The organism is Pseudomonas sp. ArH3a, assembly GCF_022648765.1.
Classification (GTDB): domain Bacteria; phylum Pseudomonadota; class Gammaproteobacteria; order Pseudomonadales; family Pseudomonadaceae; genus Aquipseudomonas.
Map to the genome: position 1 here is coordinate 6680372 of NZ_CP080330.1, position 19962 is coordinate 6700333.

Below are 19962 nucleotides of genomic sequence, written 5' to 3' on the forward strand. Positions count from 1 at the left end.
TGACACACCGAGGTGCCTGCATCGCGGGCAAGCCCGGCTCCCACATTCTAGATCGGCGGCGTCTTACAAATTGTACTTAGTTCCAGCCAGCGCGATCCATCAAGCGAATGGCCTCCGCCTGACGCTTACCGGCCACTTCCACCGGCAGTGTATCGGCCACGAACTTGCCCCAGGTCGCCACTTCCGCCGATGGCGGCACGGCCGGGTTGGCCGGGAATTCCTGGTTCACATCGGCAAATATTTTCTGCGCCTCAGGCGTGGTCATCCATTCCACCAACGCCTTGGCGGCTTCCGGGTGTGGCGCATGCTTGGTGAGACCAATGCCCGACAGGTTCACATGCACGCCACGGTCGCCCTGGTTCGGCCAGAACAGCTTCACCGCCAGGTCCGGCTTCTGCTTGTGCAGGCGGCCGTAGTAGTAAGTGTTAACGATACCCACGTCGCACTGCCCGGCGTTGATGGCTTCGAGCACGGCGATGTCATCGGAGAACACGTCGGTGGACAGGTTATTGACCCAGCCTTTGACGATTTCTTCGGTCTTGGCCGCGCCGTGGGTTTCGATCAGGGTGGCAGTCAGCGACTGGTTGTAGACCTTCTTCGCCGTGCGCAGGCACAGGCGGCCTTCCCATTGCTTGTCGGCCAGGGCTTCGTAAGTGGTCAGGTCACCCGGTTTTACCCGGTCGGTGGAATAGGCGATGGTCCGCGCGCGCAAGCTCAAGCCGGTCCAGGCATGCTTTGAAGAGCGATATTGCAGAGGAATGTTCTTGTCGATTACCGCCGAGGTGAACGGCTGCAGGATGCCCATTTGCTCGGCCTGCCAGAGGTTACCGGCGTCGACGGTGAGCAGCAGGTCGGCGGTGGCGTTTTCGCCTTCGGCCTTGATCCGCTGCATCAGCGGGGCTTCCTTGTCGGTGATGAACTTCACCTGTACGCCGGTTTTCTGGGTGTAGGCGTCGAACACCGGCTTGATCAGTTCGTCGATGCGCGAGGAGTAGACCACGACTTCGTCGGCTGCCTGCACGGTGGTGCTGCCGATGAGGGTGAGTGCCAGGGCAGTCAGGAGGCGTTTGGGTGCCAACATGGGTGCGGTCTCTCATATGCAAATGGAAAGCAAATGATAGGGACTCACATTTAGTGGCGCTCGGTGGAGGCGTTACCAGATGTTGCATGGCCGCGATTTACGTGAGGCTGATGGCCTCATCGCGGCATAGGTATCTACACAGCTGCTGGTGAACGCAAAATCTGTAGCAGGCGAGCTTTTGTGAAGAGCGGGCTCGCCACGGAGGATTGTGGCGGCCTTTGAAAGCTGTGTAGAGACCTATGCTCATCGCGGGCAAGCCCGCTCCCACAGACGATCGCATTTCAAGTTCAGGGCTTGGCCAGCTCCGGGAGATCGCCAGTCAGGCCCAAGGCCTGGCGCACGAAGATGGCTTTGGCTTCCGGCATCTGGTCGACCATTTTCAACCCGGCATTGCGCAACCAGCGCAATGGCAGCTGGTCAGCCTGGAACAACCGTTCAAAGCCTTCCATCGCCGCCATCAGCGCGAGGTTATGCGGCATGCGCCGACGCTCGTAACGGCTCAGCACCTTCACATCCGCCAGGCGCTCGCCGCGCTCGGTCGCCGCCAACAGCACTTCGGCCAGCACCGCCGCATCCAGGAAGCCCAGGTTAACGCCCTGGCCCGCTAACGGGTGGATCACATGGGCCGCATCACCGATCAACGCCAGGCCTTCGGCCACGTAGCGTTTGGCGTGGCGCTGGCGCAACGGCACACAGACACGCGGGTCGGCGCTGATCACCGTACCGAGTCGCCCTTCAAAGGCGCGCTCCAGTTCACGGCAGAAATTTTCGTCATCCAGCGCCATCAGGCGTTCGGATTCCGCCGGCGTGGTCGACCAGACGATTGAGCACCAGTCCTCTTGCCCATCGCGTACCAGCGGCAGGAATGCCAGCGGGCCGGTATCGGTAAAGCGCTGCCAGGCCGTGCGCTGGTGCGGTTGGCTGCTGCGCACGCTGGTGACGATGGCGTTATGCAGGTAATCCCATTCGCGCGTCGTGGTGCCGGTCAGGCGGCGCACGGCGGAATTGGCGCCGTCGGCGGCCACGACCAGCGGCGCGCGCAATTTGCGCCCATCGGCCAGGGTCAGCAGCCAGTCATCGCCGGAGCGGCGCATCTGTTCCAAGCGCGCGTTGGCCAGCAGGCCCAGGTCGCAGTCGTGCAGGCGGTCGAGCAAGGCATCCTGAACCACACGGTTCTCGACGATATGCCCAAGCACTTCGGCATGCACGCTGGCCGCCGAAAAGTGGATCTGCCCGGTGCCGCTGCCGTCCCACACCTGCATCTCGCCATAAGGGCTGGCGCGTCGCGACACGATGCCGTCCCACACGCCGAGGCGCTCGAGGATGCGCTGGCTGGCGGCCGACAAGGCGCTCACGCGGGGTTCGAAGGCCGCATCCTGGTCGAACGGTTTGACGCTCAGCGGGCTGCCGTCCAGCAGCAGCACCTGCAGGCCACTGCCCTGCAACGCCAGCGCCAGGGCGCTCCCGACCATTCCGGCCCCGACAATCAGCACATCTGCGCGCATGTCCATGCTTTAAGCCTGCTTTGCTGGCGGCTTGCGCCGCACGTAAAGGGTTTTTTCGACCCGCGCCACCAAGGTGCCGGAGCCGTCATGAATCTGTACTTTGAGGTGGGGCAAGTACTTCTCGCCACCTTCGGTCTGCCTGCGAATCTCGTCCAGCAAGGCCTCGTCGATGGAAAATTCGGCGTACACCGGGCCTTTGCCCGGCGACACGAAGTCGATGCTCGCGGCTTTGTCCCAGACGATGTAGTCGCGGCCCAGGTTTTCCATCAACAAGAGCATGTAGAACGGGTCGACCATCGAATACAGGCTGCCGCCGAATTGCGTGCCGACGTAATTGCGGTTGTACCAGCCCAGGCCCATGCGCACCTTGGCATAGCGCAAATCCGCACTGAGTGCCTGCACCCGGATTCCAGCGCCCAGGTACGGCGGGTACAAGGACAGAGCCCAGCGCAACAGCCGCGCCTTGCCCAGGCGTCGGGTCAGCCAGTTACGCATCGGGGCGCGTGCCCAGGCCCATGGCCTGACGGGCGAACCAGCGTTTGGCCGGCGGTAACAAATCCAGGCCCAGCAAGCCCATGTTACGGCCCAAGGCCACCAACGGTTGAGCACTGCCAAACAGCCGCGTGACTTGATCGGAGAAACCTACGGTCAATTTCTGATCCAGGCGTTGGCGCTCGCGATAGCGTTGCAAGGTTGCCAAATCGCCCGGCACCTCAGGCCCGGCCAGCAAGGCTTCGGCCAAGGCGTTGGCATCGCGCAGGGACAAATTGAAACCCTGCCCGGCAATCGGGTGCAGGCTGTGGGCGGCATTACCGAGGATGGCCAGGTGCGAGCGTACTTGTTCTTCGGCCTCCACCAGCGTCAGCGGGTACAGGTGCCGCGCGCCGACTTGCTTCAACGTGCCCAGGCGATAGCCGAACACGCCCTGCAATTCGCTGAGGAAGCTGCGCTCATCAAGGTTGGCCAGGCGCTGGGCGTCCATGCCGATGCGCGTCCACACCAGCGCGCAGCGGTTGTCCGGCAGCGGCAGCAGGGCCATGGGGCCCTCATCGGTGAAACGCTCGAAGGCCTCGCCATTGTGGGCTTCGCTTGGGGTGATGTTGGCGATCAACGCGCTCTGGTTGTAGGGCCGGGTTTTCACACCGACGCCCAATTGCTCGCGCAAACCGGAGCGACCGCCATCGGCCAATACCGCGAGGTCGCATTCCAGCACGGTTTCATCGTTGAGGGTCAGGCGATAGCCATCGGCCAGCGGCTCCATGCGGGTGACTTCCGCCGGGCAACGCCAACTGACCACGTCCTTGTCCAGGCCTTTCCACAGGCATTGGCCGAGCCAGGCGTTTTCCACCACATAGCCGAGGGCCGGCACACCCTCCTCCATGGCAGACAGGCGCGCAGTGGAGAAGCGGCCACGGTCCGACACGTGAATCTGTTTGATCGGCTCGGCGCGGCGGGAAATGTCCTGCCACAGGCCCAAGCGCTGATAAATCTGCCGAGCGCCGTAGGACAACGCCGAAGAGCGCGCGTCATAGCTCGGCTGGTAACTGTCACCCGGCGCGAACGGTTCGATCAGCACGATCTTCCAGCCGCGTGCCTTGGCACCCGCCTGCAACGCCAACGCCAGGCTGGCGCCCACCAGACCGCCGCCGATAATCGCCACGTTGACCCGGCTCATCGGGCAGCCGCCATCAGCGCTTCGATCTCGGCGACGGTCTTGGGCACGCCGCCGGTCAAAATTTCACAGCCTTGCTTGGTCACTACCACGTCGTCCTCGATGCGTACGCCAATGCCACGCCATTTCTTCGCCACGTTCTGGTTGTCGGGCGAAATATAGATGCCAGGTTCCACGGTCAACGCCATGCCGACTTCCAGCACCCGCCATTCACCGCCCACCTTGTACTCGCCCACATCATGCACATCCATGCCCAGCCAATGGCCGGCGCGGTGCATATAAAAGGCGCGATAGGCTTCGCCGGCGATCAGCTCGTCGACGTCGCCTTGCAGCAACCCCAGCTTCACCAGCCCGGCGGTGATGACGCGCACCGTCGCCTCGTGGGCCTGGTTCCAATGTTTGTTCGGCGCGATCTCGGCAAAAGCGGCTTCCTGGGAGGCCAGCACAATCTCGTAGATCGCCTTCTGCTCGGGCGAAAACGTGCCGTTAACCGGCCAGGTGCGGGTGATGTCGCTGGCGTAGCAGTCGATCTCGCAACCGGCGTCGATCAGCACCAGGTCGCCGTCCTTGAGCACCGCGTCATTCTGCTGGTAATGCAGGATGCAGCTATTGCGCCCGGCGGCGACGATGGAGCCATAGGCGGGCATTTTCGCGCCGCCCTTGCGGAATTCGTAATCCAGCTCGGCTTCCAGGCTGAATTCATGCAACCCCGCGCGGCTGGCCTGCATCGCCTTCACGTGGGCGGCGCAGGAAATTCGTGCGGCCTCGCGCATCACCTTCACTTCTGCCGCCGATTTATACAGGCGCATGTCGTGGAGCAGGTGATCCAGGGCAACAAATTCATTCGGCGGCTGGGCGCCCAGGTGCGCTTTAGAGCGGATCACGTTGATCCACTCCATCACATGCCGGTCGAATTCGGCGTTGCTGCCCATAGCCGAGTACACCCGGTCGCGACCTTCGATCAGGCCGGGCAGGATGTCGTCGATATCGGTGATGGGGAACGCATCGTCGGCACCAAAGTCACGGATCGCGCCTTCGGTACCGGCACGCAGGCCGTCCCACAATTCGCGTTCGGCATTGCGCTCGCGGCAGAACAGCACGTACTCGCCATGTAGGCGACCAGGCATCAGCACGATCACCGCTTGCGGTTCGGGGAAGCCGCTCAGGTACTGGAAGTCGCTGTCCTGGCGGTAGACGTGCTCGACATCACGGTTGCGGATCGCCACGGCGGCAGCCGGCAGGATTGCGATGCTATTGGGTTCCATCTGCGCCATGAGCGCCTTGCGGCGACGGGTGTATTCCGCTTTCGGGATATGGATCATGGGCAGATGGGCTTCCTTTCTTAATGCAGCGACGGCTTGGCTGCGGCTGGCTCAGCGGATTTTTTGGTCTCGGTGAACAGCAGCAGCGGCGCGACGCGCAGGTATTCCATCACTTCCATGTAGTCGCCTTCACCGTCTTCGGATTCTTCCAAGGCGTCTTGCACCTGGGAGATCGCCGCCAGGTCCTGCAGCACTTCCTTGGCGTCGGTGCTCAGCTCCAGGCCGCCGGCGTTCACGCCGAAACCGTGGAGGAAACCCTGGCACCATTGACCCAGCGCGGCAGCGCGTTCGGCGAGCGGCGCGTCGTCGGTCGGCAGCAGCAGGACTACGGTGACGTCGTCACCGGTCAGCTCGCCTTTGACCATCTCTTGCAGGCCGATCAGCGCGTTACGCACGTTCTCGGTCGGCTCGGTTTCGAGCAGCTCGGCCACATCAGCCAGCCAGTTGTCAGCATCAAAGCCAACACCGGTGCAACTGCGGCCCAACAGCACGCCGTGCAGTTCGGCAGGCGAGCAAGGATGACCGCTGGTGCTCAGCAGTTTGGAAAAAGCATCGTACGGGGAGTTCTGAATAGGCATGGTGAGCTAGGCGCCAGACGGCGCAATGTCTAGAATGAAGCGCTGTATCCTAGCACCGGCAGACGTACCAAGACTATCGAGGGCGTCAGATCGTTTATCCTGCAGCTGCCATTCATCAGACAAATCCAGTGGAACCCAATGGAAGACACCGACCTGCAAGCGCTGATGGCCAGACTCGAGCTGCTAATTGATCGGGTCGAGCAACTTAAGAGTCAAAACGGACTCCTATTAGCTCAGGAAAAGACCTGGCGCGAGGAACGCGCGCACCTCATTGAAAAAAACGAAATCGCCCGGCGTAAGGTCGAATCGATGATTTCGCGCCTGAAGGCCCTGGAGCAAGACTCATGAGTTCAAGCAATAGCGTTACCGTGCAGATCCTCGACAAAGAATATTCGATCATCTGCCCCCAGGAAGAACGCAGCAACCTGGTGAGTGCTGCCCGCTACCTGGATGGCAAGATGCGTGAAATCCGCAGCAGCGGCAAAGTTATCGGCGCCGATCGTATCGCTGTGATGGCCGCACTGAACATTACCCACGATTTGCTGCATAAGCAGGAGCGGCCTGACGTGCAGGCCAGCGGCTCGACGCGCGAGCAAGTGCGTGACCTGCTGGAGCGGGTTGATCTGGTACTTTCTACCGATCCAGAGCCACCCAAGGGCTGATTGCCGAGTCTGTTTAAGGTATACTCGCCCCACTCCCTGGCGTGTTTGCCAGTCGGCGATGTCCCTGAGCCGATTCGCACTACCCTGGAAGTTGCACGTTGGGCTGGTGTGCATGTCCGCTAGACGGAAAGCCTTAAAGCCTACTGCATCTTCCACCTTGAACTTTCGGGTTCAAGGGCTAAGTCGACAGCGGCTCTGTCGGGGAGCCTGAATTCCCAAACTCAATGCCAGTCTTAGGACTGGCATTGTTTTATGAGCCGAAAAACCATGACCGAACCTGCGCCGCTTTCCCGTCCGCAACTTCGACGCATGTTGCGCAAAGCCCGCCGCGCCCTCACGCCGAGCGAGCAGCGCCAGGCCGCCCAAGGCCTGTATCGGCAACTGGCACAGCACCCGCTGTTTCGCCGGGCCAAGCATATTTCTTTATACCTACCGACGGACGGTGAAATCGATCCGCGCCTGCTGCTGCGCGCCGCTCAGCGCCGGGGCAAGGCTACCTATCTGCCGGTACTCAGCGCCTGGCCGCGAACCAAGATGGTGTTCCAGCGCGTGCGGCCTGGGGATAAGTTGCTGCCCAACCGTTTTCGCATCCTAGAACCGCGAGTGAACGCCAATCGCCAGCGCCAAGTCTGGACACTCGATCTGGTGTTGCTGCCGCTGGTGGGGTTCGACGATGGGGGCGGAAGATTGGGCATGGGCGGCGGCTTTTACGACCGCAGCCTGGCCTACCTCGCCAGGCGCCAGAGCTGGCGCAAGCCGACGCTGCTGGGGCTGGCCCATGAATGTCAGAAGGTCGAGCGCTTGGCGCAGGCGAGCTGGGACGTGCCGTTGGCGGGCACCATCACCGATAAGCACTGGTATGTCGCAGAAACGTCGCTGGAACCAGCGACGTCTTGAATAGTTTTAACGCTTGAACGGTTGTGGCTGCTGCTGAGCCAGCTCAACAGGTGCATCCGTCTTGTTCGACCACAAGCTCTGGGCATACCCGGTGGTCACGACGCCCAGACCAAACAAAATAACCAAAATCCATAGTAAATCCGGTTTACGTTGCATCGATTGCCCCCCTTCAGGCACTCGTACACGATGACAACAACGTTCCAATGTAGTCCGTTGCAGCTGCGTCAAGCTTAAAAGCGGGCATTCTGCGGTAACGTGAACCAACACGCAAACCTTGACGCCAACCGACTGTCGGTTTGTCATGGAATTGCCGGACAACTTGCCCAATGCCTTTTTCAGGAGCCCAAAAATGGCCTACTGGCTGATGAAATCCGAGCCCGATGAACTGTCCATCACGGGTCTTGAAAAGCTCGGCGAAGCCCGTTGGGACGGGGTGCGTAACTATCAGGCGCGCAATTTCCTACGCGCAATGGCCGTGGGTGATGAGTTCTTCTTCTACCACTCCAGTTGCCCCGAACCAGGCATTGCCGGCATTGGCAAAATCATCGAAGCCGCCTATCCGGACCCCACCGCGCTGGAACCGGATAGCCACTATTTCGACGCCAAGGCCAGCCCGGAGAAAAATCCGTGGAGTGCGATCAACGTGGCGCACGTCGAGACGTTTTCAAAGGTGCTGGGCCTGGGCTACCTGAAACAACAAACGGCACTGGCCGAGTTGCCGCTGGTGCAAAAAGGCAGCCGTTTATCCGTAATGCCGGTGACGGCCGATCAATGGGCGGCGGTACTTGCCCTGCGCTGAACAGGCAGAACCCTGCGGTCACACTTCTGGTGCATGCATCTACGTGCCAAGCGGGTTAGGCTTGCGCTTCAGTTGACCCGTATCAACGGCCCTCGGGTCGATACCGGTCAAACTAGGATGCTAATGCCGCAGGATGCAGCCATGTCAACGAACCACCCTACTATGTCGCGCCTTTTCGCCATCGCCCTGATCGTGCTGTTGCTGGGCGCCGGTGGCTTCGGTTACTGGCGATCGACCCAGGACCGCCTGCCCGAAGGTTTGAGCATGGGCAACGGCCGCCTGGAATCCACCGAAGTGCAGATCGCCGCCAAGATACCCGGGCGCCTGGCCGAAGTGCGCGTGGATGAAGGCGACAAGGTGCTCAAGGGCCAATTGCTCGCGCGCATGGACACCCGCACCCTCGAAGCCCAGCGCGCCCAGGCCGAAGCCGAAGTGCTACGTGCCAAAGAAAACTTCGCCGCCGCCGAGGCCAACGTGCAGTTGCGCCAGAGCGAACAACTGCTGGCCAATCAGGAACTCAAGCGCACCCAAGAGCTGTACCGGCGCGGCTTCGCCAGCAGCCAGTTGATCGACCAACAACAAGCGCGCCAGAACACCGGCAATGCTGCCGTGGTTGCCGCGCAAGCCCAGGTCAACTCGGTGAAGGCCGCCATCGGCGCCGCCGTGGCCCAAGTGGCCCAGCTCACCAGCGAAATCGACGACAGCAGCCTGCGCGCGCCCATCGACGGCATTATTCAATTGCGCCTGGCCGAGCCGGGTGAAGTGCTCGGCGCGGGCGGCCGCGTGTTGCTGCTGATTGATCCGAATGACCAGTACATGAACCTCTACCTGCCCGCCTCCGTCACCGGTCGCCTGACCGTCGGCAGTGATGCGCGCATCCTGCTCGACGCCCTGCCCCAGCAACCGTTGCCGGCCAAAATCAGCTTTGTCGCCGCCAAATCGCAGTTCACGCCCAAGGAAGTGGAAACCCGCGACGAACGCCAGAAGCTGGTGTTCCGCGTCAAACTACGCCTGACTCAACCCAGTGCTGTACCGCAAGCCAAACCGGGCATGCCCGGCGCCGGCTACGTGCGCACGGCTGATATCGACTGGCCGGCCAACCTGCAATGACCGGCCTGGCGCTGCACGCCACGGGTATCAACCACCGCTACGGCAAGCAACAGGCACTGGTCGACATCGCCTTCAGCTTGCCCGCCGGCACTCGCTGCGGGCTGATCGGCCCGGATGGCGCGGGCAAGTCGAGCCTGCTGGGGTTGATCGCCGGGGTTAAAAAGCTTCAAGTCGGCCAGCTGGAAGTGCTCGGCGGTTCCATCGAAGACCGCCGTCACCGCAACAGCCTGTACCCGCGCATTGCCTTCATGCCTCAAGGCCTGGGCGGCAACTTGTATCCCGAATTGTCCATCAGCGAAAACATCCGCTTCTTCGCCACGCTGTTCGGCCTGTCGAAAGCTGACTGCGAGCAGCGCATGCACAACCTGTTGCTGGCCACCGACCTTGCGCGCTTCGCCGAGCGGCCGGCCGGCAAGTTGTCCGGCGGCATGAAACAAAAGCTCGGTCTGTGCTGCGCGCTGATCCACGACCCGGACCTGCTGATCCTCGACGAACCCACCACCGGCGTCGACCCACTGTCGCGCCGACGCTTCTGGGAGTTGGTCGACAGCGTACGCCGAGAGCGCCCGCAACTGACGCTACTGGTGGCTACGGCCTACATGGAAGAAGCCGAACAGTTCGAACATTGCCTGATGCTCGATCGCGGCAAACTCATTGCCGATGGCTTGAGCAGCGAACTGGCGGCCGCCACACCCAGCGGCAAACTCGATGAAGCCTTTACCCATTTCCAGGGCGACAGCGCCCACAACAATCAACCACTGGTGATCCCCCCGCGCGAAAGCGGCAACACCGATATCGCCATCGAAGCCCACAACCTGACGCTGCGTTTTGGTGATTTCACGGCAGTAAACAAAGTCAGCTTCGCCATCGGCCGCGGCGAGATTTTTGGCTTTCTCGGTTCCAACGGCTGCGGCAAGACCACCACCATGAAAGTCCTTACCGGGCTGATGCCGGCCACCGAAGGCAGTGCCACGCTGCTCGGCAACCCGGTGAACGCCAAGGACCTGGCGACCCGCAAGCGTGTGGGGTTCATGTCGCAAAGTTTCTCGCTGTACGGCGAACTCAGCGTGCGCCAGAACCTGGTGCTGCACGCGCAACTGTTCGACTTACCCAAGGCTGACAGCGGCCTGCGTATCGACGAGTTGATTCAGCGCTTCGACCTCGGCGAGGTGGCCGAGCAGCCTTCCGGCGAATTGCCCCTCGGCCTGCGCCAGCGCCTGTCATTGGCCGTGGCGGTGCTGCACCGCCCGGAAGTGCTGATCCTCGATGAACCCACCTCGGGCGTTGACCCGGCAGCACGGGATGATTTCTGGCGGCTGCTGATTGAACTGTCCCGCGAGCAAGGCGTAACGATCTTCCTGTCCACCCACTTCATGAACGAAGCCCAGCGCTGCGACCGCATCTCGCTGATGCATGCGGGCAAGGTGCTGGCTTGCGACACACCCAAGGCACTGCAACAGCAATTCCACGGCGACACGTTGGAAGCCGCCTTCGTTACCTGCCTGGAGCAGGCCCAAGGCGAAGCCGAACCTGCCACGCCCAGCGCTACCGTCAGCGAAACCAGCGCGCCGCCCGTGAGCAAACGTGGCTTCAGCGTGTCTCGGCTATTGGCGGTCGCCAGCCGCGAAGGCAAAGAGCTGCTGCGCGACAAAGTGCGCATGGCCTTCGCCCTGCTCGGGGCGATGTTTATGATGGTGATCTTCGGCTACGGCATTTCCCTGGACGTGGAAAACCTCGCCTTCGCCGTCTACGACCAGGACCAGACCCCACAAAGTCGCGCTTACTTAGAAGCCTTCCGCAGTTCGCGCTACTTCGCCGAACAGGCGCCCATCCGCGACGCGACCGAACTGCACCGACGCCTGCAACGCTCGGAAATCAAATTGGCCCTGGAAATCCCGCCGGGCTTTGGCCGTGACCTGTACGCCGGTCGCCAACCCACGGTAGCGGCGTGGATCGACGGCGGCATGCCGTTTCGCGCGGAAACCAGCCGCAATTACGTGGAGGCCGTGCACCAAGGCAATCTTGCGCAACTGGCCGAATTGAGCAGCGTGCCCCGCAGCAGCCAAGCCGCCGCCAAGCTGGAAACGCGCTTTCGCTATAACCAGGACGTGGTCAGCGTAAATGCCATCGGCCCGGGCGTGATGGCGCTGATCCTGGCGTTTATCCCGGCGATGCTCACCGCCCTGGGCATCGTGCGCGAAAAGGAGCTGGGTTCGATCACCAACTTCTATGCCACGCCCCTGACCCGCCTGGAGTTCCTGCTGGGCAAACAGGCGCCGTACTTGGCCGTGAGCCTGGTCAACCTGGCGCTGCTGGTGGCGATGAACCGCTGGCTGTTCGGTGTGCCGTTCAAGGGTAGCGCCTTGGCGCTGGCAGTCGGCGGCCTGTTGTATGTGCTGGCCACCACCAGCATGGGCTTGTTGATTTCGGCATTCACCCGCACCCAGATCGCGGCAATCCTCGGCACCATGATCATCACCAGCCTGCCGACCATCCAATTCTCCGGGCTGATCGTGCCGCGCTCATCCCTGGAAGGCGCGGCCGCATGGATGGGCATGCTGTTTCCGGCGGGGCACTTTCTGGACATCGCCGTGGGCACCTTCACCAAGGCCCTGGACCTGCGCCAGCTGTGGCCGCAATGCCTGGCGCTGTTCGGCTTTTTTGTCGGGTTCACCGGGTTAAGCCTGATCATGCTCAAGAAGCAGGAGGCCTGATGCACAAGCTCGCTCACATCCTGCGCCTGGGCCTCAAGGAACTCACCAGCCTGCGCCATGACAGCGTATTGCTGCTGTTTCTGGCCTATGCCTTCACGGTCGCGATCTACATGCCCGCCGCCGGTTCGGTGATTGGCGTGCACAACGCCAGCGTGGCCTTTATCGATGAAGACCACAGCGCGCTGTCGCGGCAGATGGCCGAGGCGTTGCAGCCTCCCGAGTTTCAGCCGCCCGCGCCGCTGGCCTACGACCAACTGGACAAGGTCATGGACAGCGGCGAGTACACCTTTGTGATCAACGTGCCGGCGAATTTCCAAGCCGACTTGTTGGCGGGTCGCCAGCCGGGTGTGCAGGTCAACGTGGATGCGACGGCGATGAGCCAAGCGTTTATGGGCGCAGGCTACATCGGCAGAATTTTCCAGCGTGAATTGCTCAACTACAGCGGCCAGGCCGACGCCAGCCAAAAGGCGCCCGCATTGCTGACGACCCGTGCGCTGTTCAACACCAACTTGGAAGGCGGCTGGTTCCTGGCGGTGATCCAGATCGTCAACAACATCACCATCCTCGCCATCGTGCTCACCGGCACCGCACTGCTGCGCGAACGCGAGCACGGCACCCTCGATCATTTGCTGGTGCTGCCGCTGACCGCGCTGGAAATCATGCTGGCGAAAATCTGGAGCAACATGCTGGTGGTGGTGCTGTGTACGTGGCTGTCGCTGGAACTGGTGGTCAAAGGCTTGCTCGGCGTGCCGCTGGCCGGTTCCTTGAGCCTGTTCCTGTTTGTGACGGCGCTGTACCTGTTTGCGAGTACCGCGCTGGGGATCTTCCTCGCCACCCTCGCCCGCTCGACACCGCAGTTCGGCTTGCTGGCGATTCCGGTGATCATCCCAATGCTGTTGCTGTCAGGTGGCAGCACGCCGCTGGACAGCATGCCCGAGTGGTTGCAGTGGGTGATGCAGGGCTCGCCGTCCACGCACTTTGTGAGTTTGAGCGCGGCGATTTTATTCAGGGATGCGGGCGTGAGCGTGGTGTGGCCGGACTTGCTGGCGCTGGCGGGGATTGGCTTGGTGTTTTTTGCCGTGGCGCTGGCCAGGTTCAGGAAGAGCCTGGCGTCTTGAGGCGTATCTACTGCCGTCATCGCGGGCAAGCCCGCGCCCACAGGTGAATGCATTCCAAATGAGGGAGCGGGCTTGCCCGCGATGGCGCGAAGCGCCCGCTTTATTGGATGATCAGGTTATTGAAGAGCAGGTCTTCCACCACCGGTTTGCCGGTCTCGTCGCTCATCACTTGCTGAGTCTGCTTCAGGGCTTCCTGGCGCAGCTTTTCCTTGCCTTCAACCGTACTCATGGCCTCGTTGGTCTGCTGAGTGAACAACGCCACCAACTGGTTACGAATCAGCGGATCGTTGGCTTTGACCGCCGCCGCGGCTTCCGGCCCGGTCACGCGCAGAGCGATATCGGCTTTGAATACCTTGAGTTTTGCCGTGCCATCCAGGCCGTAGTTGCCCACGAACGGCGGAGTCAGGCTGATATAGCTGACCTTCGGTGCCTCACCTTCTTTTGCTTCTTCGGCCTGGGCTGCCATCGGCAAGGTCAGGGCGAGCATCAACAGGATCCACGCTTTCACAGTTCATTCCTCAAATTCGGTTGCCGGGTAGCATAACGCTAGCAAGGCTGAGCACAAGCTTATGGCGACTTATCAGGCCCGGGCATGCTCGTTGACCCACGGGCGTACCCTCCTACACTTATCGGCCACGACACCAAAAGGAATAGCCCGATGAAAGCTGTGCTGTGCAAAGCCTTCGGCCCCGCCGAAACCCTGGTGCTGGAAGAGATCGCCAGCCCCGCGATCAAGAAGAACGAAATCCTGCTGGACGTGCACGCTGCCGGGGTGAATTTCCCGGACACCTTGATCATCGAGGGCAAATACCAGTTCAAGCCGCCCTTCCCGTTTTCACCGGGGGGCGAAGCAGCGGGCGTGGTCAGTGAAGTGGGCGAGAAGGTCAGCCACCTGAAAGTCGGCGACCGGGTCATGGCCTTGACCGGCTGGGGCAGCTTTGCCGAGCAGGTCGCGGTGCCGGGCTACAACGTGCTGCCGATCCCGCCGAGCATGGATTTCAACACCGCCGCCGCGTTCAGCATGACCTACGGCACTTCGATGCATGCGCTGAAACAACGCGCCCACCTGCAACCCGGCGAAACCCTGTTGGTGCTCGGCGCCTCGGGTGGCGTGGGCCTGGCCGCCGTGGAAATCGGCAAGGCCATGGGCGCGCGGGTGATCGCCGCCGCCAGCAGTGCCGATAAACTCGCCGTGGCCAAGGCGGCCGGCGCGGATGAGCTGATCAACTACAGCGAAGCCAGCCTCAAGGATGAAATCAAGCGCCTGACCGACGGCAACGGTGTCGACGTCATCTACGACCCGGTCGGCGGCGACCTGTTTGACCAGGCCGTTCGGGGCATCGCCTGGAACGGCCGCCTGTTGGTGGTGGGTTTTGCCAGCGGGCGCATTCCCGAGTTGCCGGTGAACTTGGCGCTGCTCAAAGGTGCCTCGGTGGTCGGGGTGTTCTGGGGCTCGTTCGCCCAGCGCCAGCCGCAGGACAATGCGGCGAACTTCCAGCAGTTGTTCAGTTGGTATGCCGAGGGGAAGTTGAAGCCATTGGTGTCGAAGGTGTATCCGCTGGAGCAGGCTGCCCAAGCGATCAATGACCTGGGGCAGCGCAAGGCGGTGGGCAAGGTCGTCGTGCAAACCCGCTGACCGACTTGAAATGCCATTAACTGTGGGAGCTGGCTTGCCTGCTCCCACAGTTGATCTCCATAGGTCTCAAGCACTGATACCGACCCACACTTATCCATTTGCGACATGTTCATAAGAGAACATGCAATTGCTCTGATTTCCTGTGTTTGCAGATAAGAGGCGATGCTATTTTCGGTAACGAAACTGTAACATTCGCATCCGCAGTCAAAACAAGAAATTTGGAGCTCTTGAATGTTTGCTTTCTTTCGTCCTGCCGCACACCAGGCGCCTCTGCCTGAAGAAAAAATAGACAGTACCTACCGACGACTGCGCTGGCAGATTTTCGCCGGTATTTTCTTCGGCTACGCCGGCTACTACCTGCTGCGCAAAAACTTCTCCCTGGCCATGCCCTACTTGATCGACGAGGGTTACACCCGTGGTGAGCTGGGCTTGGCGATGTCGGCAATCGCGATTGCCTACGGCTTGTCCAAGTTCCTCATGGGCCTGGTGTCCGACCGCTCCAACCCGCGCTACTTCCTGCCCTTCGGCCTGCTGATATCGGCCGGGGTGATGTTCATTTTCGGTTTCGCACCTTGGGCAACGTCCAGCGTGACCATGATGTTCATTTTGCTGTTCATCAACGGTTGGGCCCAAGGCATGGGCTGGCCACCCAGCGGACGCACCATGGTGCACTGGTGGTCGCAGAAAGAACGCGGCGGCGTGGTGTCGGTATGGAACGTGGCGCATAACGTCGGCGGCGGCCTGATCGGCCCGCTGTTCTTGCTGGGTATGGCGTGGTTCAACGACTGGCACGCGGCGTTCTATGTGCCCGCGACCGTGGCCTTGCTGGTGGCGGCGTTTGCCTTCATTACCATGCGCGACACCCCGCAATCGGTAGGCTTACCACCGATTGAGGAATACAAGAACGACTATCCGGAAGGGTACGACTCCACCCACGAAGACGAATTCAGCGCCAAGGAAATCTTCGTCAAGTACGTGCTGCGCAACAAAATGCTGTGGTACATCGCCTTCGCCAACGTCTTCGTCTACCTGCTGCGCTACGGCGTACTCGACTGGGCACCGACGTACCTCAAGGAAGCCAAGCACTTCGACGTGGATAAAACCTCGTGGGCGTACTTCTTCTACGAGTGGGCAGGTATTCCGGGCACGCTGCTGTGCGGCTGGATGTCGGACAAGATCTTCCGTGGCAACCGTGGCCTGACCGGCATCGTGTTCATGGCCCTAGTGACCGTGGCCACCCTGGTTTACTGGCTCAACCCGCCAGGCAACCCGATGGTCGATATGATCGCGCTGTTCTCCATCGGCTTCCTGATCTACGGCCCAGTGATGCTGATCGGCCTGCAGGCACTGGAACTGGCACCGAAGAAAGCCGCTGGCACCGCTGCGGGCTTCACCGGTTTGTTCGGTTACCTGGGTGGTTCGGTGGCAGCCAGCGCAGCCATGGGCTACACGGTTGACCATTTCGGCTGGGATGGTGGTTTTGTGTTGCTGGTGGGCGCATGCCTGTTGGCGATCGCCTTCCTGATCCCAACGCTGTGGCACACCAACAGCGTCAGCACAGCGCGTTAACCGCCTGAGCAATCCTTTGCACAACGCTTGAGCCGCGCCTCCAGATTCTTATCTGGCATGGCGTGGCTACGCAGGGCGTTCACGGTCTGCTCGACATAATCGCGAGTAGTGCCGTAACGCCCGCAAGCGCTTTGCAGTACGTGGTTAAGCACGATGTCGGGCAAGTTGCCGGCATAGCTGGGCAAATGCCGCTCCAACACAAACCCCAATGCCTGCACCTGACTGCCATCTTCCAGACGGCAGCTGAGCCAGTGCGGCCGGTAAGAGGGGTAAGGCATCTCGCGCTGCCACAAGGCGTAAAGCGAGGCCTCCAGTTGATCTTCCGGCAAGCGGTAGGCAAACCCGCTGCAGGAACCCCCGCGATCCAGCCCGAACACCAAACCCGGTGACTCCGGCGTGCCCCGATGCTCGTGGGACCACAGGTACAAGCCCCGGTGATAACCGTGAACTCGCGCCCGCATTCTCAAGGTCGACGAACATTCAGGCCGCCAGATCAGCGAACCATAAGCGAATAGCCAGACCGGCCCACCCTTATGCTTGGCCATGGTGGCCTGCATCGAGCTCATCAACTGTTCGTGAGTGAGTTGCGGCCCCAGATCGAGCCGCGGAGGGTAAGCCAATTGCAAAAGATCGGTTTCAATGACGGTCATGGCGGATCGATTAGGTCTCCTTTACCACTGCACAATGCTGCTACGAGAATCTATTACCAGTTGTAAGCAACTTTACCGTAATAGAACGCGCCGCTGTAACCGTACGGCGAAAAAGTGCTATAGGCGAGGTTGCCGCCGCTGCTGGCGTAGGCATTGACCTTTTCCGGGTATTTGTCGGTGACGTTGTCGCCGCCCAACGTGAAGGTCCAGCTCTTCAACTTGTAATCCGCCGACAGGTCCAACACCCACGCCGCCTTGAAGGTCTGGTCGTTGACCTTGTCCGCCTGGTAACTGGTGAATTCACCATAGCGCACCAGGTTGCTGTGCAGCGCCCAATTGCCGTAGGTGAAGTCGTTACCCAGGCTGAGTTTGTGCTGCGGCGTGGTGTCACCGAGCAAACCGATGCGCTCGCGACGGTCCACCCGCACCAGGTTGGCACCCAGGCTGTTCAGAATGGCCGGGTTGGGTTTCACGTCGGTCACTTTGGTGTGGTTGTAGTTGTAGCCCACGGTGCTGTTCCAGCGGATGCCGTTATCGAACTGATAGCGATAGTTGGCCACCAGATCGACGCCGTCGGTGCTGGTGTCGGTGGCATTGGTGAAGTAACGCGCGGTGGTGTAGTTGATGTTGCCCACACCATTGGCTTGCAGGTAAGCCACTGTCGCCGGGTTGAGCGTGAGGTTGGACGACAGGCTGATGCGGTCGCGGATGTCGATGCGGTAGACGTCGACTGTCACAGTCAGGTCATCCGCCGGCTCCAGCACCAGGCCAAGGCTGTAGTTGCGCGACTTCTCGGCCTTCAGGTCTTCAGCGCCCAGCAGGCGGGCCACCTTGCTGTTGGCCGGGAACGTGCCCGCTTCCTGAATGGTGCTGCCGATCAATTGTGACGAGGTGTAGGCAAAGTTCTGCTGGGCCAGCGAAGGCGCGCGGAAGCCGTTGGAAATGCTGCCACGCAACGCTACGTGTGGGGTGAAGTCATAACGCGCCGACAGCGAGCCGCTGACGTTGGAGCCGAAGTCGCTGTAGTCCTCATGCCGCACGGCGGCCGAAGCGCTGAGTTTTTCGGTGAAGTTGGTTTCCAGGTCCAGGTACTGGGCCCAGTTGTGCCGCGAGCTGCTGCCAGCGTCGGCATCACGGAAACCGCCCAGGCCCGAGCTGCCGGTCTGGTAGTAGGACGCAGGCTCACCGGCTTCGATTTCATAGCCTTGGCGTAGGTATTCGCCGCCAAACGCCACGGAAACCGGATACGGCAGGAAGCCCACGTCGAATTCGCGCGACAGGTCCAGGCTGATTTGTTTCTGGTCGTTGCTCAGGGTGCCGTTGTCGAACTTGCGCGGGGTGGCCAGGCCCAGCGAGGTGTTGATGGTTTCAGTGCTCAACGCGTATTGGTTTTTGCCGTAGTTGGCCGACAGGTCGTAATGCCAGTCGTAGGCCAGCAAGCCACGCAGGCCGACGACCAATGAGGTGTCTTCCAGGTTGCCCTTGATCAGCGGCAGGTAGCCATTGGGGTTGAGTGCGCGGATGTTATTGGACGCATTGCTCGCACGGTAGAACGCCGCCGTCTCGCCGCGCCGCTTGCTGTAGCCGCCGAAGGTGTAGAACTCGGCTGCATCGTTGAAGGAGTATTCAGAGTTGAACTGGAACTTGCCTTCATTGGTGGCCGGCTCGCCCTGACGGAATACGCGCTGGCCGTAGGTGGTGGAGCCTACGCTACCCGGGCGCAAATCGTCACCGGCGCGGTTGGTGTAGTCGTTGTCGGCACCTTCGCCGGAGACGTTGATAAAGCCGTTGTCGCCCAAGGCAAACCCGGTATTGCCGCTGACATTGCGCTGGATGCCGTCGCCCTTCTTGTACTCTCCGAACTTGGTCGAGACCGAACCGCCGTGGTCGTCGTGCTTGAGGATCACGTTGATCACCCCGGCAATTGCATCCGAGCCATAACGCGCGGACGCGCCATCGCGCAGCACTTCGACATGATCGACCGCCGACAGTGGGATGGCATTCAAGTCCGCCGGTGCCGAGCCTCGGCCCACGGCGCCGCCGAGGTTGACGAAGGCACTGGTGTGGCGACGTTTACCGTTGACCAGCACCAACACCTGGTCCGGCGACAAGCCGCGCAACTGCGCAGGGCGCACCAGTTCGGCGCCATCCACCAGGCTTGGGCGCGGGAAGTTGATCGACGGAATCAAGCGCGCCAACACCGCACCCAGCTCATCGGAGCCGGTGCTGCGCAGGGTTTCGCCGGAGATCACATCGATGGGCGACAGCGAAGCACTGGCGGTGCGCTCTTGGGCGCGGGTGCCGGTGACGATCACGGTGTCGAGTTTTGGTGCGTCGCCAGCCGCTGTTTCGGCCGCCTGGACTGGATTGAATCCCACAGCGGTCAGCAAATTAGCCGACAAAATCGCTGTGTACAGCGCGTGCTTGTTGTAGCGCCCCATACCGCTCCCCTCCTTTTAAAACCCAAGAATCGACAATCAGAACGTCAATGCTCTGAGTTCATACGATCGATCCGGCTGGCGGGCGGTGGCGGTCATCTATTGGTTATTGGCAGATAGTCGGTAGTCCGTTGCTTATAGCTTAAGGAGATTTTTCCTACATAAGTAATACCGTAAATGCATAAGCATAGGCGACCAAACCTTCAGCGCA

The 19962-nt window shown here is 61.2% G+C and carries 19 protein-coding genes and 1 other RNA gene; 10 read left to right on the forward strand and 10 right to left on the reverse strand.

The annotated features are described in order from the left end of the window. Window positions 1–76: 76 nt before the first annotated feature. The 6 genes from K0P33_RS30865 to K0P33_RS30890 all read right to left on the reverse strand — a co-directional run bounded on the left by K0P33_RS30865 (window position 77) and on the right by K0P33_RS30890 (window position 6158). Window positions 77–1081, reverse strand: coding sequence for an extracellular solute-binding protein (locus tag K0P33_RS30865; RefSeq protein WP_094948806.1), 1005 nt, complete (start codon window positions 1079–1081; stop codon window positions 77–79). A 287-nt stretch (window positions 1082–1368) separates the two neighbouring features. Then, the gene (locus tag K0P33_RS30870) at window positions 1369–2586 is read right to left on the reverse strand and encodes a 2-octaprenyl-3-methyl-6-methoxy-1,4-benzoquinol hydroxylase (RefSeq protein ID WP_242156148.1); all 1218 of its coding nucleotides are present in this window, start codon (window positions 2584–2586) and stop codon (window positions 1369–1371) included. Between the two features lie 9 nt (window positions 2587–2595). Continuing rightward, the gene (locus tag K0P33_RS30875) at window positions 2596–3081 is read right to left on the reverse strand and encodes a DUF4442 domain-containing protein (RefSeq protein ID WP_094948804.1); all 486 of its coding nucleotides are present in this window, start codon (window positions 3079–3081) and stop codon (window positions 2596–2598) included. Next, entirely contained in the window at window positions 3074–4261 is a 1188-nt protein-coding gene (gene ubiH, locus K0P33_RS30880; protein ID WP_242153402.1) for a 2-octaprenyl-6-methoxyphenyl hydroxylase, read from the reverse strand. The genes K0P33_RS30875 and ubiH overlap by 8 nt, the downstream gene beginning before the upstream one ends. Further along, window positions 4258–5580, reverse strand: a complete 1323-nt coding sequence (pepP, locus tag K0P33_RS30885) for a Xaa-Pro aminopeptidase (RefSeq protein WP_242153405.1) — start codon at window positions 5578–5580, stop codon at window positions 4258–4260. The genes ubiH and pepP overlap by 4 nt, the downstream gene beginning before the upstream one ends. Window positions 5581–5600: 20 nt before the next feature. After that, window positions 5601–6158 carry a YecA family protein gene (locus K0P33_RS30890; RefSeq protein WP_094948801.1) on the reverse strand — a complete coding sequence of 186 codons (558 nt, stop codon included), beginning with the start codon at window positions 6156–6158 and terminating at the stop codon, window positions 5601–5603. Between the two features lie 138 nt (window positions 6159–6296). Here K0P33_RS30890 and K0P33_RS30895 point away from each other — a divergent pair, with 138 nt between their 5' ends. From K0P33_RS30895 to K0P33_RS30910, 4 genes are all read left to right on the forward strand, one after another. Continuing rightward, the gene (locus K0P33_RS30895) at window positions 6297–6506 is read left to right on the forward strand and encodes a TIGR02449 family protein (protein ID WP_003177365.1); all 210 of its coding nucleotides are present in this window, start codon (window positions 6297–6299) and stop codon (window positions 6504–6506) included. Continuing rightward, window positions 6503–6820 carry a cell division protein ZapA gene (locus tag K0P33_RS30900; protein ID WP_003213956.1) on the forward strand — a complete coding sequence of 106 codons (318 nt, stop codon included), beginning with the start codon at window positions 6503–6505 and terminating at the stop codon, window positions 6818–6820. Before K0P33_RS30895 ends, K0P33_RS30900 begins: the two co-directional genes overlap by 4 nt. Before the next feature lie 30 nt (window positions 6821–6850). Further along, window positions 6851–7029: non-coding RNA, 6S RNA (gene ssrS / locus K0P33_RS30905), on the forward strand. Window positions 7030–7087: 58 nt separating this feature from the next. After that, entirely contained in the window at window positions 7088–7717 is a 630-nt protein-coding gene (locus K0P33_RS30910) for a 5-formyltetrahydrofolate cyclo-ligase (RefSeq protein WP_242156150.1), read from the forward strand. A 6-nt stretch (window positions 7718–7723) separates the two neighbouring features. Here K0P33_RS30910 and K0P33_RS30915 read toward each other — a convergent pair whose 3' ends face one another. Further along, complete coding sequence (locus K0P33_RS30915) at window positions 7724–7873, reverse strand: hypothetical protein (RefSeq protein WP_010207387.1); 150 nt, start codon at window positions 7871–7873, stop codon at window positions 7724–7726. 193 nt (window positions 7874–8066) lie between these two features. Here K0P33_RS30915 and K0P33_RS30920 point away from each other — a divergent pair, with 193 nt between their 5' ends. The 4 genes from K0P33_RS30920 to K0P33_RS30935 all read left to right on the forward strand — a co-directional run bounded on the left by K0P33_RS30920 (window position 8067) and on the right by K0P33_RS30935 (window position 13458). After that, complete coding sequence (locus tag K0P33_RS30920) at window positions 8067–8516, forward strand: EVE domain-containing protein (protein ID WP_094948799.1); 450 nt, start codon at window positions 8067–8069, stop codon at window positions 8514–8516. A 141-nt stretch (window positions 8517–8657) separates the two neighbouring features. Next, window positions 8658–9626 (forward strand): biotin/lipoyl-binding protein, encoded by a 969-nt coding sequence (locus tag K0P33_RS30925; RefSeq protein WP_094948798.1) that lies wholly within the window; start codon window positions 8658–8660, stop codon window positions 9624–9626. After that, window positions 9623–12340: a ribosome-associated ATPase/putative transporter RbbA gene (gene rbbA, locus K0P33_RS30930; protein WP_242153408.1), complete on the forward strand. Its 2718-nt coding sequence runs from the start codon at window positions 9623–9625 to the stop codon at window positions 12338–12340. Before K0P33_RS30925 ends, rbbA begins: the two co-directional genes overlap by 4 nt. Beyond that, window positions 12340–13458 (forward strand): ABC transporter permease, encoded by a 1119-nt coding sequence (locus K0P33_RS30935; RefSeq protein WP_242153413.1) that lies wholly within the window; start codon window positions 12340–12342, stop codon window positions 13456–13458. Before rbbA ends, K0P33_RS30935 begins: the two co-directional genes overlap by 1 nt. Before the next feature lie 100 nt (window positions 13459–13558). Here K0P33_RS30935 and K0P33_RS30940 read toward each other — a convergent pair whose 3' ends face one another. Then, window positions 13559–13966, reverse strand: a complete 408-nt coding sequence (locus K0P33_RS30940) for a flagellar basal body-associated protein FliL (protein WP_094948795.1) — start codon at window positions 13964–13966, stop codon at window positions 13559–13561. Between the two features lie 150 nt (window positions 13967–14116). Here K0P33_RS30940 and K0P33_RS30945 point away from each other — a divergent pair, with 150 nt between their 5' ends. Both K0P33_RS30945 and glpT read left to right on the forward strand, forming a co-directional pair. After that, complete coding sequence (locus K0P33_RS30945; RefSeq protein ID WP_094948794.1) at window positions 14117–15094, forward strand: NADPH:quinone oxidoreductase family protein; 978 nt, start codon at window positions 14117–14119, stop codon at window positions 15092–15094. A gap of 231 nt (window positions 15095–15325) precedes the next feature. Continuing rightward, window positions 15326–16663, forward strand: a complete 1338-nt coding sequence (glpT, locus tag K0P33_RS30950; RefSeq protein WP_094948793.1) for a glycerol-3-phosphate transporter — start codon at window positions 15326–15328, stop codon at window positions 16661–16663. On the opposite strand, the gene K0P33_RS30955 is transcribed toward glpT, so the two are convergent. After that, window positions 16660–17313 carry a gamma-glutamylcyclotransferase gene (locus tag K0P33_RS30955; RefSeq protein ID WP_094948792.1) on the reverse strand — a complete coding sequence of 218 codons (654 nt, stop codon included), beginning with the start codon at window positions 17311–17313 and terminating at the stop codon, window positions 16660–16662. The two genes, glpT and K0P33_RS30955, sit on opposite strands and share 4 nt — an antisense overlap. Window positions 17314–17366: 53 nt before the next feature. Next, entirely contained in the window at window positions 17367–19754 is a 2388-nt protein-coding gene (locus tag K0P33_RS30960) for a TonB-dependent receptor (protein ID WP_242153416.1), read from the reverse strand. Window positions 19755–19962: the final 208 nt, after the last annotated feature.

Excerpts from the sequence above, each read along its gene's own strand:
- K0P33_RS30865 (WP_094948806.1), bottom strand. The coding sequence starts at position 1,081 with ATGTTGGCACCCAAACGCCTCCTGACTGCCCTGGCACTCACCCTCATC.
- K0P33_RS30870 (WP_242156148.1), bottom strand. The coding sequence starts at position 2,586 with ATGCGCGCAGATGTGCTGATTGTCGGGGCCGGAATGGTCGGGAGCGCC.
- K0P33_RS30875 (WP_094948804.1), bottom strand. The coding sequence starts at position 3,081 with ATGCGTAACTGGCTGACCCGACGCCTGGGCAAGGCGCGGCTGTTGCGC.
- ubiH (WP_242153402.1), bottom strand. The coding sequence starts at position 4,261 with ATGAGCCGGGTCAACGTGGCGATTATCGGCGGCGGTCTGGTGGGCGCC.
- pepP (WP_242153405.1), bottom strand. The coding sequence starts at position 5,580 with ATGATCCATATCCCGAAAGCGGAATACACCCGTCGCCGCAAGGCGCTC.
- K0P33_RS30890 (WP_094948801.1), bottom strand. The coding sequence starts at position 6,158 with ATGCCTATTCAGAACTCCCCGTACGATGCTTTTTCCAAACTGCTGAGC.
- K0P33_RS30895 (WP_003177365.1), top strand. The coding sequence starts at position 6,297 with ATGGAAGACACCGACCTGCAAGCGCTGATGGCCAGACTCGAGCTGCTA.
- K0P33_RS30900 (WP_003213956.1), top strand. The coding sequence starts at position 6,503 with ATGAGTTCAAGCAATAGCGTTACCGTGCAGATCCTCGACAAAGAATAT.
- K0P33_RS30910 (WP_242156150.1), top strand. The coding sequence starts at position 7,088 with ATGACCGAACCTGCGCCGCTTTCCCGTCCGCAACTTCGACGCATGTTG.
- K0P33_RS30915 (WP_010207387.1), bottom strand. The coding sequence starts at position 7,873 with ATGCAACGTAAACCGGATTTACTATGGATTTTGGTTATTTTGTTTGGT.
- K0P33_RS30920 (WP_094948799.1), top strand. The coding sequence starts at position 8,067 with ATGGCCTACTGGCTGATGAAATCCGAGCCCGATGAACTGTCCATCACG.
- K0P33_RS30925 (WP_094948798.1), top strand. The coding sequence starts at position 8,658 with ATGTCAACGAACCACCCTACTATGTCGCGCCTTTTCGCCATCGCCCTG.
- rbbA (WP_242153408.1), top strand. The coding sequence starts at position 9,623 with ATGACCGGCCTGGCGCTGCACGCCACGGGTATCAACCACCGCTACGGC.
- K0P33_RS30935 (WP_242153413.1), top strand. The coding sequence starts at position 12,340 with ATGCACAAGCTCGCTCACATCCTGCGCCTGGGCCTCAAGGAACTCACC.
- K0P33_RS30945 (WP_094948794.1), top strand. The coding sequence starts at position 14,117 with ATGAAAGCTGTGCTGTGCAAAGCCTTCGGCCCCGCCGAAACCCTGGTG.
- glpT (WP_094948793.1), top strand. The coding sequence starts at position 15,326 with ATGTTTGCTTTCTTTCGTCCTGCCGCACACCAGGCGCCTCTGCCTGAA.
- K0P33_RS30955 (WP_094948792.1), bottom strand. The coding sequence starts at position 17,313 with ATGACCGTCATTGAAACCGATCTTTTGCAATTGGCTTACCCTCCGCGG.
- K0P33_RS30960 (WP_242153416.1), bottom strand. The coding sequence starts at position 19,754 with ATGGGGCGCTACAACAAGCACGCGCTGTACACAGCGATTTTGTCGGCT.